Below are 12,593 nucleotides of genomic sequence, written 5' to 3' on the forward strand. Positions count from 1 at the left end.
GCCGCATGCCCAAACCCACCAAGTCGAACCGGTCACCGCGCGCTCCGGAACCCGCCAGCGGCGAACTGCGTATCATTGCAGGCTCCTGGCGCGGACGAAAACTCAAATTCCCCGCCCTGCCAGGCCTGCGTCCGACCCCCAACCGGGTCCGCGAGACCCTGTTCAACTGGGTGCAGGCTTCGGTTCCGGGGTCTCGCTGTCTGGACCTGTTTGCCGGCAGCGGCGCCCTGGGGCTGGAAGCCCTGTCCCGTGGCGCAGGCTCGGTCACCTTCATCGATAACGCAACCCAGGCCGTGCGCCAGCTGCGTGACAACCTGCAACTGCTCAAGGCGGATAATGCCCAGGTTCACACAGCGCCGGCCATGGACTGGCTTGCGCGCCATGAGCCCGGTGCTGGGCCCGGCTACGACCTGGTTTTCCTGGATCCGCCGTTTCACTGCGACTTGCTGCCACAGGCCTGTGAACTGCTGGAGTCACGCCACCTGCTTGCCAGCCGGGCACTGATCTACATCGAGTCGGAGTCCGAACTCGGAATACCTCAACTGCCGGAGAACTGGCGTCCGCTGCGCAGTAAAACCGCGGGCCAGGTGACCTACAGTCTGTACGTACGCGACGATAGCACTAAAGTTTAGAGACCCCGCAAACAACTGCGCACCAGCAACGCCCCCTGTTCGCGACAGGAAAACAGCTGCGGCGCCAGTAGCACTGTCTGCACAACGCCCAGCAGCAGGCAGCAGATGGATTTGGCCATGGGTTCAAGCTGGGATTTTTTCAGCCCGGTCAGCTGCTGCTTGCGCGCCTGCTTGAGAAAATAGTGAATATGGCCCACGCACTGGCCCAAGGCCTGTTGACGTTGCTCAGCCAATGCGGCGATGCCGGCACAGCTGTCATTGCCGGCGTAAAAAAGCCGGTAAACACGTTGCGCCTGTCCATCCCCGCTGATATCCCGCAGCAGACCGAGAAGATAGCCTTCCAGTGCATCCAGTGCCTGCTGCCGCGACGCCTGCAGCTGCTCCAGATAATGCCGGTCAAAGGGCAGTGAAAAACGCTCGAACAGGGCATCCAGCAAGACTTCGCGATTGTTGAAATGCCAATACAATGCACCGTGGGTTACACCGGCCCGAGTCGCGACCTCCTTTAATGACGCCGCTGCGGCGCCCCGCGCACTGAAAATGTCCAGTGCCGCCAGCAACAGTGCCTGTCGGGTTTTTTCTGCTTCCTGCGGTGTACGCCGTGCCATTTGCCTTCCTGAGCCAGATACGGTGAGACCCGAAGCGGGCCTTACATGTGCAGGTCAATGTATAGCCGAAAAATGACAGTACTGTGACAAACCCCAGCAAGGCAGGTCGCATGTTTGACCCGCCTGCCGTATTTGCGCAGGTATTTAGCGCAGCCTCGCGTCATCGACATAATACTTGAGCTGCATGGACGCAAAGGCTCCGACACTCAGCTGCGGCGAACGAAACTGCGCGTCGAACACCTGGCCGGGCGCTACCGTACCACTCACCGGAGCAACAAAGCGCTGGACCTTGCCGGCCTGATCCCTGACCAAAACGCCCATAACAAGATGATCCAACACGTTCTGGCCACGGTAGCGCCAGCGCACCTTCCAGCTGTTTTGATCCATTACAGTCTCCCCCAGCGGCTGCATCTGCTGCATCAGCGCGGCCAGCACCGCCTGCTGCTGCGCCTGGCGGGATACTTCCTGTTTCACACCCTGATGCTGAACATAGGCCCCCAGTGTCGTCCCCAGCAGGGCCGCCACACCGCCCCCCTGACCGGCAGCCAGCGCCGGGTTGCTCTTGTGCCACAGCACATTTTCTTCCAGCAGAGCTGCCGCATTGGGATTCTCCCGCCCCGGGCGGTAATAGCCCGAAACCTGGCGGGCGATTGCAGCCGTTTCCTCAGCGCGCTCCCGATTTACCGGGTGCGTATGGAAGAAGAGCCCGCCGGCATTGCCTTGTGCGCGATATTGCCGCGCCCAGATGTGACTCGCAGCTGCCGGGTCGAAACCCGCCAAGGCGGCATAGAGCACTGCAATGCGGTCGGCTTCGCGTTCGTTTTCATGGGTGAAAGCAGCCTGGTAACCATCACGACCGGCGGAACGGGAGCCCGTCAATGCGGCCAGCGTCTGAAAACCCTGACGCTCAAAGGGGTGATTGGCCACCGTATGCGCCACCTCATGGGCGATCACGGCAGCCAGTTCGTCATCATCCGTTAACTGCTGCATCAGCCCCAGATGCACCACTATATAAGTGCCGCCGGTGGTGAAGGCGTTAAACTCGGCACGGTCGATCAATACCGGCTGCCAGCGTTCGGACTTCAGGTGACTGACGCGCAGCACCCTGTCCAACAGGCGTGCCAGACGGGCATACTGCACGCTATCCAGTTGTGCATTGAGCTTTCGACCGGCCTGGGCCTCAGCCTGCAGCAACTGTTCAACAACGGCATTGCCCTGACGAATCTGTTCGCTGCGCCCGGCGAGTGACAGACTGCGCTGACCGGTGACCCGGTCCTGCTCGCTGACGGCGTCCACCACCTGGTAAATTCCCGAGTCAACCGCCTGCAGGGACGCGCAGCCCGACAGGTTCACCAGGATTAATGGCAGCACCAGCCGACGGCCGGCCCGCATCACTTTGTGTTTCATCTGAACCTTCCCACCATATACCTGTAATGAATATAAAAAAATTTTTTAATAATCCACAAGAATAAACACATTCCATTAATGTATTTGTACGCCCCTGGCAATTCGGCTAACATGCCGCTTTCGCGATATACTCCCGGCAGCAGCATAACCATCAGCGAGAGCTTTATGAATACGGCTGTCTATCCCGGCACCTTTGATCCAATTACCAATGGCCACACCGACTTGGTGCAACGTGCCGCGCGCATCTTTGACCGGGTCATTGTTTCAGTCGCGGCAAGTCCCAAAAAGGCGCCGATGCTGCCACTTGAGCAGCGCGTTGAGCTGGCAAGGGAAGTACTGCAGCACTTGCCCAATGTTGAAATCATTGGCTTCAACTGCTTGCTGGCCGATCTGGTGGAACAACAGAACGCGAATATCATTCTGCGCGGATTGCGGGCCGTATCGGACTTCGAGTACGAATTCCAGCTGGCCAACATGAACCGCAAGCTTGCACCGCAGGCTGAAAGCATGTTTCTGACCCCGGCAGAACATCTTTCCTACATATCGTCCACCCTGATTAGGGAGATTGCGAGTTTGGGCGGCGATGTGAGTAAATTTGTACATCCTGCTGTCTCAAGAGCCATGCAGGAAAGCCTGGGGCAATAACGTTTATTATTTTACGCAGTGAGTGAGGTAGCCGACCATGGCATTGATGATTACCGACGAATGCATCAACTGTGATGTATGCGAGCCAGAATGCCCGAACGAGGCGATCACTCCGGGTGATGAAATCTATGAAATCGACCCGGGAAAATGCACCGAGTGCGTAGGTCATTACGACACGCCGCAGTGCGTTGAAGTTTGCCCGGTCGACTGCATTCCCAAAGACCCGGATCATGTGGAAACGCAGGATCAGCTGATGATCAAGTATACCAACCTGACCGGCCAATAAGCCGCAGATGCCGGCATCAAGACCGGCTGATGCCGTTCAGCAAGAATAGTTAACCTACTGATCAGGCAAAAGAAAATCCGGAATCCACCGCGTGGCTTCCGGATTTTTTATGGCTGCGATTCAGCACACTGCTTCCTGCCAGGCCTCAGAGGCGTATTTCCAGATTGTTAAGCTCGAACTCCTGATCCATACGCTGGCCGATGACGTTGTCGCCACAAAGGTGGTGAGCGTACTGCATATGCAGACAGCGCACCTTGTCCCACTGGGAGATGCCGCCAATGCCGTACTGGTCGAACAGGTGGGTAAAACCCAGCTGCTCGATCTGTTCACGGTCCTGCGGGTCCATCAGCTGCCAGCGCTGTGCCACATAGTCGATGTGGTTCTGCCGAAATGCAGCGCGCAGAGTCGCATCCTGTTGAATTTCCTGCTCAATCTGTTTCACCCAGCCCGACGTTTCAATTTCAGCAATGGCGCGGTACAGGTCCCGCGAACAGAGCCAGAAAAGGGTCGGAAAAGGGCGTTTGTCCACCAGCGAGCGAATTTGCAGCACGGTGGGTATTCCCTGTGCCGTCTGGTGGGCGATGCCGACCAGGCCTCGCGGTTCGCGTCCGAGCTGGCGCCTGATAAGATCCAGCTGCGTTTGTGTCGGTGTCATTTTTATCCCAGAAACTCGGCTAAGGTTACGGCTTCAACGCCGCACAGGGGGATACGTGCGGGCATGATCAGCGTGCAGTTATCAAAAGGAGCTACCAGCGGGCCATCGTCCTGGGCAAAAACATCCCCCCGCGCAATGCGCTCAAAACCCCGAAAGGGATGGCTGAAGCGAAACTGCTCGGTACGTGCCTCGATCACTTCACGTATACGGTAATGGCCGGCGCTATGATCAGGTTCATAGCCCCAGGGCGGTATCAGGGCATCCTGCTCCAGCAGGCCGGCACGATACAGCACTCGGCGTGTAATCGCATGTGCCTGCTGCGCGCTTTCGAGCGCAAAATGGGCACCACATTCGGCAACCAGCCCATGGCATCCCCTGCGGCCGTGTTGCATGGCATAGGAAATTAGCATGCCGGGATGATAAGTGCCGAGTTTGTAAAGCAGCTGCGGGAAGGGAAAGCCCAGTGTTGCAACCAGTGCGCTGCAGTCCGGCAACTCCGGGTAAATCAGCATCGGCGCCACCGGATTGCTGGTGGAGTGCAGATCCAGTACCAGGTCTGCCTCCTGCAACAGTGGCACCAGACGGGCGGCACGGTGGGTCTCTTCACTGTTGGGGTGTTTAAGGCGCGGCGCAAGCCAGACCCGATTGCCATCTTCATCAACACAGCGGCTTGCATAGGGTTGCTTTGGATCAAAGCGCTGATAGGCCGCCACATTGTTGAATATCAGCGTCAGGCTGCCTCGTAGCGGCCTGATATCCTGTTCGAGCAACTCGCAGAGCGCATGGGCACCGCAAAATTCGTTGCCATGGGTCAGGCCGATAATCACCACGTCAGGCCCGCTGCGACCGGACTCAAAGCGGTGGCAATAGTCGATACCCGTATTACCCTGTCGATAGGCGCTCAGATCCAGCGGCAACAGGTCCAACATGGGCAGTTCAAGCCCGCGCTCAGCGGCTGCAGGGGAAGTCGGATTATTCATGATCACTCACAGTAGATACTGCTTGTCAGTTTAGCATGGCCGACCTGTCGGGCAGGACTCGCGACGCGGCACTCAGACATGGCCGTACTCTTCACCCTGACCCAGCCAGCGCCGGATCACGGCACTGCCAAGCGACGCATCCTGCTGAATCTGTAGCGCCACCTCACGCACGCCCGGCAGCAGGTCTGCATCGCGCGTCAGGTCAGCGATGCGAAACTGCATCATGCCGGTCTGGCGGGTTCCCAGCACCTCGCCGGGGCCGCGCAGCTCCAGATCCTTTTCAGCGATCCGAAAACCATCGGTGGTTTCACGCATCACCGCAAGCCTTTCCCGCCCCTGTTTCGACAAGGGCGCCTGGTACATGAGCACGCAGAAACTTTCCCGGCTGCCACGCCCGACCCGTCCGCGCAACTGGTGCAACTGCGCCAACCCCAGACGTTCCGGATTCTCGATGATCATCAGACTTGCATTGGGCACATCGACCCCAACCTCAATCACCGTGGTAGCCACCAGCAGATCCAGTTCGGCGGCCTTGAACTGCGCCATGACGGCGGCCTTTTCGGTCGCCTTCATGCGCCCGTGCACCAGTCCTATGCGCAGGTCCGGCAAGGCCTCGCGCAGGCTTTCACAGGTCACCTCTGCAGCCTGGCACTGCAGCGCTTCGGATTCGTCAATCAAGGTGCAGACCCAGTAGGCCTGACGGCCCTCGGAACAGGCCAGGCTGACACGCTCAACCACCTCCTGGCGCCGGCTATCGGCAATCACCACGGTATTGACCGGCGTACGCCCCGGTGGAAGTTCGTCAATAATGGAGCAGTCCAGGTCCGCATAGGCACTCATGGTCAGTGTGCGTGGAATCGGTGTTGCCGTCATGATCAACTGATGCGGAGCGCGCTCACCATTGCGCCCCTTTTCCCGCAAACTCAGGCGCTGATGTACGCCAAAGCGATGCTGCTCGTCCACCACCACCAGGCCCAGATCCTGGAACTGCACCTCATCCTGAAACAGCGCGTGGGTACCCACCACCAGCCGTGCGCTACCGTCGGCAATGGCCGCCAGCTGCTTCTGACGCGCCTTGCCCTTGACCTTGCCCGCCAGCCAGGCGACCTCGATTCCCAGCGGCTCCAGCCACTGCGTGAAGTTGTTATGGTGCTGCTCGGCCAGAATCTCGGTCGGCGCCATAATCGCGGCCTGCACCCCATTCTCCACGGCCTGCAAGGCCGCCAGCGCGGCCACCACTGTTTTTCCGGATCCTACATCGCCCTGAATCAGGCGCAACATCGGGAAGGTCTTGGCCATGTCCCGGGCAACATCGTTGCAGACCCGCTGCTGGGCACCGGTGAGCGGAAACGGCAGGGCGGCCAGAAACGGCTTCACCAGCGTGCCCCGATACGGCAACGCTGGCGCCCCCTGCTGTTGTGCCTGCTGACGCAGGTTGAGCAGCGTCAGGTGGTGGGCCAGCAGTTCTTCAAACGCCAGCCGCCGCTGGGTAGGATGACGTCCCTCGAGCAACAGGTCCTGATTGGCATCCACCGGTGGCTGATGCAGGTAACGGATGGAATCATCCAGCGCGGGCAGTTTCCATTGCCGGCGCAATGTTTCGGGCAGCAGGTCGGGCAGGGCGCCCGGCTTTAAACATTGCATTGCCAATGTAACCAGACTGCGCAGCCGGGTCTGATGCAGGCCTTCGGTCGCGGGGTACACCGGCGTCAGGGCTTCATCCACCGAGACCGGGCCCTCAGCAGCGATACGGCTGTACTCGGGATGCACCATTTCGAGTCCGCCGGGCCCCGGCCGCACTTCGCCGAAACAGCGCAGCCGCACCCCCGGCAGCAGCTGATTTTTCTGCGCCGCACTGAAATGAAAAAATCGCAGGCTGAGGGTACCGGTGCCATCCTGAATACGGCACAGCAGAGCGCGGCGCCGGCCCTGCGTCATGTCTGCCACCTTGATCTCGCCCGTAATGACGCATTCATCGCCGGGCCGCACCGACCCTATGGGCACCACCCGGGTGCGATCCTGGTAACGCAGGGGCAAATGAAACAGCAGGTCCTGCAGGGTATGCAGGCCCAAGCGTTCGAGCTTGAGTTCCAATGCCGCCCCCACCCCCTTCAGCGTGGTGACCGGCAGATCCGACAGCGCCTCGGTCATGCAGTGCTATCCGCCGGCGCCAGCTGACAGCGACTCAGGGCTTCAATCAGCACATCAATGGCCTTGGGTCGAGGGAAGCTGGCACGCCAGGCAATGGCCACGGTGCGCATGGGCTGCGGCATCTCAAATGGGCGAACGACCACGAGGTCGGACTGGTAATGTCCCTGCACCGCCGACTGCGGCAGCACACTGGTGCCAAGGCCCGACGCCACCATCATGCGGATGGTTTCCAGTGAACTGCCTTCGGTCAGGTGATGACGCTGGTGCAGTGCCTGGGCCAGGGTGGGGCAGGCTTCCAGCACGTGGTCGCGGAAACAGTGTCCTTCTCCCAGCAGCAGCAGTTCGGTTTCGTCCAGCCGCTGGCTGTCAATCACCGCCTGACCCGCCCAGGGGTGCGCGCGCGGCAGCAGCATCATGAAGGGCTCATCATAAAGCGCGCGGGTCAGTACATCGGGTTCGCTGAAGGGCAGCGCAACGATGACAGCATCCAGGTCGCCGTTACGAATCTTGCCCCGCAGGGTTTCGGTAAAATTCTCTTCGATATAGAGCGGCATCTGCGGCGCCAGCCGCTGCACTTCAGGTACCAGGTGGGGGAACAGATAGGGACCGATGGTGTAGATCGCGCCCACCCGCAGCGGGCTGCACAGCTGATCCTTGCCCTGCAGGGCCAGGTCCTTGATGGTATCGGCCTGTTCCAGCACTTTCTGCGCCTGCTGCACGATCCGTTCACCCGTGGGGGTGACGCGCACCGAGTTCTTGCTGCGCTCAAACAGGGCGATACCCAGCTCGTCTTCCAGCTTTTTGACAGCGATGGAGAGCGTCGGCTGACTTACAAAACAGCGCTCCGCCGCGTGACCAAAATGCTGTTCCCGGGCAAGAGTAACAATGTAGCGCAGCTCTGTGAGCGTCATCCAAAGATTCCTTTGCTATGATGGCGGCCTGCACAACAGGGAGACAAGCCCATGCACAAGCAGCAAATTCTGATCGCAGGCTGCGGTGACGTTGGCAGCACGCTGGGTCTGGCACTGCAGGCCAGGGGCCACAATGTGTTCGGCCTGCGCCGTACTATAAACCAGCTGCCAGCCGGCATCCAAGGAATCGCGGGGGATCTGGCCGACCCCGCCAGTCTGCAAGGCCGGCTGCCGCCCTGCGATATCCTCGTGTACTGCGCGGCGGCCAGCCAGCATGACGAAGCCGGCTATCGCAGCGCCTACCTCGAAGGCCTGCGCAATGTGCTGGATGCACTGGCACAGCCGCCACGCCTGCTGCTGTTTACTTCCAGCAGCGGCGTCTACCACCAGGCGGATGGAAGCTGGGTGAATGAGCAAAGCCCAACACACCCCGATCGTTTCAGCGGCCAGATCATGCTGCAGGCCGAAGCGCTTGCGCTCAATAGCGGCATCGATGCCACAGTGGTGCGCTTTAGCGGCATCTATGGCCCGGGTCGCAACCAGCTGATCAACCAGGTGCGCAGCGGAATAGCGGCCCCCGCCCAGCCGGAGCACTACAGCAACCGCATCCATCGCGATGATTGCGCCGGCGTGCTGCGGCACCTGATCGGGCTATACCTGCAGGGCACGCCACTGGAGCCCCTGTACCTCGCCAGCGACGATGTGCCTGCTCCCCTGCACGAGGTCAGCCAATGGCTCGCAGCGGCCATGGGCCTGGAGATTCACACGACGAAACTGATGCGCCGGGGCGGCAGCAAACGCTGCAGCAACGCCCTGATCCGGGCCAGCGGCTACCATTTCATCTATCCGGACTACCGTGCCGGTTACAGCGCGCTGCTGCGAGATATGCCCGCCGACTGACGCTGCAACCGGCTCCCCCCTGAGGCCTGACCACCAACGGATGCTGCAGCCAGCCGCTAGTCCGGCCCCTGATCCAGCGCCTCGATCAGGCGGCAGTGCTCGGCGCTGTCGCTCTGGCAGCCCGCCAAGCGGATCAGCTCGTCGCGCATGGCCTGCAGGTCGGCAATCTTGGCTTCGACGTCCTCTAAATGACTGCGGGTCAGCTGATCCGCCTCGTGGCAGGGCTGCTGGGGATGATCCACCAGCTGCAGCAGTGTTCGAATGGCCTCGATGCCGAACCCGAGTTCCCGGCCTCGACGGATAAAACGCAGCCGCCGGGCCGCCGCGTCGTTATACCGGCGATAACCATTGTCAGCGCGCTGCGGCGCCGGCAGCAGGCCTATGCGCTCGTAGTAGCGCACCGTTTCCAGGTTCACGCCCGACAGCTGGCTCAGACGCCCGATGGTATAGCCCTGACTCATGACTTGACCCCGTAGTTGCTACAGGGTTTAGCATAGCGCTTATAGCTGCCAGGACAACAGACAGAAGGATGACGCATGGGAACGCACTGCTGCCATGAGCCCGAAGACGCTTCACAGGTCCACAATAACCCCCGTTACCGCCGTGTGCTCTGGATTGCGCTGCTGCTGAACTTTGGCATGTTCGGCATCGAGATTCTGGCGGGCGTGCGGGCCGGTTCCGTCTCGCTTTTGGCCGATGCGCTGGATTTTCTAGGCGACGCGGCCAACTATGGCATCAGCCTCTGGGTGCTGAGCCTGGGCTTGGCGATCCGTGCCAAAGCCGCACTGTTCAAGGCCTTGAGCATGGCGGTATTCGGTCTCTGGGTGCTGGGTACCGCGATCTGGCACCTGTTCAGCCATACGCTGCCCGATGCACCCACCATGGGCCTGGTCGGTTTCCTGGCCCTGCTTACCAATCTTGCGGTGGCCTGGCTGCTCTGGGCCCATCGCAATGGCGACAGCAATGTGCGCAGCGTCTGGCTCTGTACCCGTAACGATGCAATCGGCAATATTGCCGTGCTGGTGGCGGCGGTTGGCGTGCTGGGGACCCAGACCGCCTGGCCGGATCTGGTTGTGGGCTTCATCATGGCCACCCTGGCGCTGAGCAGTGCCTGGCAGATCATGCGCCATGCCCGGCGGGAGCTGGCGCAAGGCTGAACGCCTGCACCCAAGCCGTTCAAGCCTGATGGTGATCACCGGCCAGCGGCCTGAGCCTTGTCCAGGCGGCGGTTCTTATTTCATATCGAAGATGAATTCGCTTTCCGTCAGGGTGCCAGCCCGGTACAGCAGCACTCTGGCGCGCCACGTCATGGCATGAGCGTGGCCGGGCAAGGCCAGGGTACCGCTGAAACGCCCCTCGTCATCGGGCACCAGCGCCAGCTGGTTGATGCCCATAAACATCTCCACGCCTTCAAACTCGATGTTCACGGCGTCGGGTGTCATGCCGTGGACGGTCACGATGAAGGTCACCGGCTCATAGGATGCCAGCGTCCCGGTAACCCCCAGCGTGACGTCCAGCCCCTCGCCCCGGGCGATACAGGCCGCTGTTGCCAGATCACAGTCAGATGCCCTGATGACCTCTGCGGGGTTTACAACGGCCACGTTGTTATAGAAACGGGGAAAGAGCACCACGCCGCCCAGTACCAGCACGGTCGCAACAGCCAGTGCGTATTTTTTCCAGGACGCGGCCTGTCCTGCTGATGCTGCCATCTGTCTTCTTCCACCCTGGCGTCACGAAAATGCGGCCGAGTTTAGCATTCCCGGCCACGGCATACCTCCGCAAGGTACTCCATCCAGTGACGACCGTCGGCTTGTACTAGTACTGCCGCGTCTTGTCTTCCTGCCAGGCCTGAATTTTAGGCGACCAGTGGCTCTTGATGAAAGCCAGTACCGCCCAGATCTGATCATCACTGAGCTGGTCTCCAAATGCTGGCATGTCGCTGGCGTAGCCCTGCGGCGCATAGGGCGGTACCAGGCCGTCGCGGATAATGCCGAACAGCACCTGGTCGGGATGGTGCCAGGTATGACCGCTCTCGTCATGGGGCGGCGCCGGCATACGCCCGCTGAGCAGGCGCTTCTCCCAGTCGGGCTGGCCCTGCAGCCGGCTTTGGTGGCAGGCAACACAGTATTGCCCGTAGAGCTGCTTTCCAGTGGCGACCTGAGCGGCATTATGCGGATCGGCTCTGCCGCCCTCAGGGGCCAGCCACTGCACCAGCAGGGCGCCCCCCAGTGCCAGAAGCACCAGCGTGGCCAGCAGCCATGGCATGATGCCGAATGTCCACGGGGTCTGCTTCGTCATTCTGCCTCCCAGCCGATTCTGCACAACATTGTCGCGAGCATGGTTTTACTCCGTTCTGTAGTCATAGATGCATAGGCTTGCCCGAGCCCCTGGCTATTCGACAGAAAAGACCTTGGGCATGCCGTCTGCAATCTCATAAATGGTAAAGGGCGCTGTCTTTTCTCCCATCATGCCGGGTGAGCCCGCCGGCATGCCGGCCAGGGCAATGCCGCGAATTTTTGGCTTTTGCTCCAGCAGTTGTCTGATCGACGTGACCGGCACATGACCCTCGATCACATAACCGTCAATCAACAGCGTATGGCATCCCTGCAGCTTCTCGGGCACACCGTTTTGCTGCTTGATAGCCGCCAGGTTCCGGGTCTGGACCACATCGATAGCAAAGCCCTGCGCGGCCAGGTAGTCAGCATGCTCCTGACAGCAGCCGCATTGCGGATCCTTGTACAGGGTGCCCTTTACCAGAGCCTCCGCCCAGCCGGGTCCGGACAGCGCCAGCCCCATAACCAGTACCACTGGGTTTAACAGTTTCTGTGCATTTGACAGTTTCATGGTTGCTTCCTCAATTGTATGTAAACGGCGCCAATGTATCGGTAGGTTGCATGCAGGGCATCGCTGAAATGCCTCCCGTACACCGGCCTGATGTTCAAAAGTGTGGCAATGGAGCATTCGACTCTAAGGCGCCGGGGCTTGGCGCACGCTCAAAAGCCGCATGTACTGCAACGGGTTTAACGGGCCGCCCCTGAAGGCAGCCAAAGGGACATCAGGCGCGCCGTGGAGGCTGAGGCTCGGGAACCGGGGGAAGGGATCTGTGAAAATGGGGCAGGGACGCCCGCAGTATTGCGCCGGGCAGATGCAGCGGTGCGCTGGGATTATTCAGGGTCGCCGGCACGCTGATGCAGGTGCCGCTGATACATTCATTGAGCAATGTGTCATCGTCGCCACAGCCACCGCAGTTGTCCATCTTGTCCATCTGGATGACAGGCATGAACATCATCGACGTATCCATCTGGGCACGTGCCGTGCCCTGCAAAGACAGGCTCAGCATCAGACAGATCAGTGTGAAGATCACCAGCAGGCGCTGTGTCGAAATAACTTTCATAATGCGGGCATTACAGCATGGGCC

General features: G+C 60.4%; 16 protein-coding genes. 5 read left to right on the forward strand and 11 right to left on the reverse strand.

All coding sequences use genetic code 11. The annotated features are described in order from the left end of the window. The first annotated feature begins 5 nt into the window (after nucleotides 1–5). On the forward strand, nucleotides 6–632 hold the full coding sequence (gene rsmD, locus F451_RS0101040) for a 16S rRNA (guanine(966)-N(2))-methyltransferase RsmD (RefSeq protein ID WP_020679488.1): 627 nt from the start codon (nucleotides 6–8) through the stop codon (nucleotides 630–632). On the opposite strand, the gene F451_RS0101045 is transcribed toward rsmD, so the two are convergent. Both F451_RS0101045 and F451_RS0101050 read right to left on the reverse strand, forming a co-directional pair. After that, a complete protein-coding gene (locus F451_RS0101045) occupies nucleotides 629–1,240 on the reverse strand; it encodes a TetR family transcriptional regulator (RefSeq protein WP_020679489.1) in 612 nt (203 codons plus the stop codon). The genes rsmD and F451_RS0101045 overlap by 4 nt on opposite strands. 144 nt (nucleotides 1,241–1,384) lie before the next feature. Beyond that, the gene (locus F451_RS0101050; RefSeq protein WP_020679490.1) at nucleotides 1,385–2,647 is read right to left on the reverse strand and encodes a M48 family metallopeptidase; all 1,263 of its coding nucleotides are present in this window, start codon (nucleotides 2,645–2,647) and stop codon (nucleotides 1,385–1,387) included. A gap of 165 nt (nucleotides 2,648–2,812) precedes the next feature. On the opposite strand from F451_RS0101050, the gene coaD reads away from it, so the two are divergent. Together coaD and F451_RS0101060 are read left to right on the forward strand one after the other, a co-directional pair. After that, nucleotides 2,813–3,292 carry a pantetheine-phosphate adenylyltransferase gene (gene coaD, locus F451_RS0101055; RefSeq protein WP_026291406.1) on the forward strand — a complete coding sequence of 160 codons (480 nt, stop codon included), beginning with the start codon at nucleotides 2,813–2,815 and terminating at the stop codon, nucleotides 3,290–3,292. A 37-nt stretch (nucleotides 3,293–3,329) separates the two neighbouring features. Then, nucleotides 3,330–3,578 carry a YfhL family 4Fe-4S dicluster ferredoxin gene (locus F451_RS0101060; protein WP_020679492.1) on the forward strand — a complete coding sequence of 83 codons (249 nt, stop codon included), beginning with the start codon at nucleotides 3,330–3,332 and terminating at the stop codon, nucleotides 3,576–3,578. Nucleotides 3,579–3,723: 145 nt separating this feature from the next. Here F451_RS0101060 and F451_RS0101065 read toward each other — a convergent pair whose 3' ends face one another. From F451_RS0101065 to F451_RS0101080, 4 genes are all read right to left on the reverse strand, one after another. Then, nucleotides 3,724–4,233: a DUF501 domain-containing protein gene (locus tag F451_RS0101065; protein ID WP_020679493.1), complete on the reverse strand. Its 510-nt coding sequence runs from the start codon at nucleotides 4,231–4,233 to the stop codon at nucleotides 3,724–3,726. A 2-nt stretch (nucleotides 4,234–4,235) separates the two neighbouring features. Continuing rightward, entirely contained in the window at nucleotides 4,236–5,213 is a 978-nt protein-coding gene (locus tag F451_RS0101070) for a M14 family metallopeptidase (protein WP_240476421.1), read from the reverse strand. A 72-nt stretch (nucleotides 5,214–5,285) separates the two neighbouring features. Continuing rightward, complete coding sequence (gene recG / locus F451_RS0101075; protein ID WP_020679495.1) at nucleotides 5,286–7,364, reverse strand: ATP-dependent DNA helicase RecG; 2,079 nt, start codon at nucleotides 7,362–7,364, stop codon at nucleotides 5,286–5,288. Then, nucleotides 7,361–8,275 (reverse strand): hydrogen peroxide-inducible genes activator, encoded by a 915-nt coding sequence (locus F451_RS0101080; RefSeq protein WP_020679496.1) that lies wholly within the window; start codon nucleotides 8,273–8,275, stop codon nucleotides 7,361–7,363. Before F451_RS0101080 ends, recG begins: the two co-directional genes overlap by 4 nt. A gap of 51 nt (nucleotides 8,276–8,326) precedes the next feature. On the opposite strand from F451_RS0101080, the gene F451_RS0101085 reads away from it, so the two are divergent. Beyond that, the gene (locus tag F451_RS0101085) at nucleotides 8,327–9,175 is read left to right on the forward strand and encodes an SDR family oxidoreductase (protein WP_020679497.1); all 849 of its coding nucleotides are present in this window, start codon (nucleotides 8,327–8,329) and stop codon (nucleotides 9,173–9,175) included. A 56-nt stretch (nucleotides 9,176–9,231) separates the two neighbouring features. On the opposite strand, the gene F451_RS0101090 is transcribed toward F451_RS0101085, so the two are convergent. Further along, entirely contained in the window at nucleotides 9,232–9,636 is a 405-nt protein-coding gene (locus F451_RS0101090) for a MerR family transcriptional regulator (RefSeq protein WP_020679498.1), read from the reverse strand. Nucleotides 9,637–9,711: 75 nt separating this feature from the next. On the opposite strand from F451_RS0101090, the gene F451_RS0101095 reads away from it, so the two are divergent. Then, on the forward strand, nucleotides 9,712–10,332 hold the full coding sequence (locus F451_RS0101095) for a cation diffusion facilitator family transporter (protein WP_020679499.1): 621 nt from the start codon (nucleotides 9,712–9,714) through the stop codon (nucleotides 10,330–10,332). 75 nt (nucleotides 10,333–10,407) lie between these two features. Here the strand turns inward: F451_RS0101095 and F451_RS26520 are convergent, their stop codons facing one another. The 4 genes from F451_RS26520 to F451_RS0101115 form a co-directional block, all read right to left on the reverse strand. After that, nucleotides 10,408–10,884, reverse strand: coding sequence for a hypothetical protein (locus F451_RS26520; RefSeq protein WP_020679500.1), 477 nt, complete (start codon nucleotides 10,882–10,884; stop codon nucleotides 10,408–10,410). A gap of 106 nt (nucleotides 10,885–10,990) precedes the next feature. Beyond that, complete coding sequence (locus F451_RS0101105) at nucleotides 10,991–11,473, reverse strand: c-type cytochrome (RefSeq protein WP_020679501.1); 483 nt, start codon at nucleotides 11,471–11,473, stop codon at nucleotides 10,991–10,993. A 93-nt stretch (nucleotides 11,474–11,566) separates the two neighbouring features. After that, nucleotides 11,567–12,019 (reverse strand): DUF411 domain-containing protein, encoded by a 453-nt coding sequence (locus F451_RS0101110; protein ID WP_020679502.1) that lies wholly within the window; start codon nucleotides 12,017–12,019, stop codon nucleotides 11,567–11,569. 211 nt (nucleotides 12,020–12,230) lie between these two features. Beyond that, nucleotides 12,231–12,569, reverse strand: coding sequence for a hypothetical protein (locus tag F451_RS0101115; RefSeq protein ID WP_020679503.1), 339 nt, complete (start codon nucleotides 12,567–12,569; stop codon nucleotides 12,231–12,233). Nucleotides 12,570–12,593: the final 24 nt, after the last annotated feature.

Origin of the sequence: Marinobacterium rhizophilum DSM 18822, from assembly GCF_000378045.1 — a bacterium.
Classification (GTDB): Bacteria; Pseudomonadota; Gammaproteobacteria; order Pseudomonadales; family Balneatricaceae; genus Marinobacterium_A; species Marinobacterium_A rhizophilum.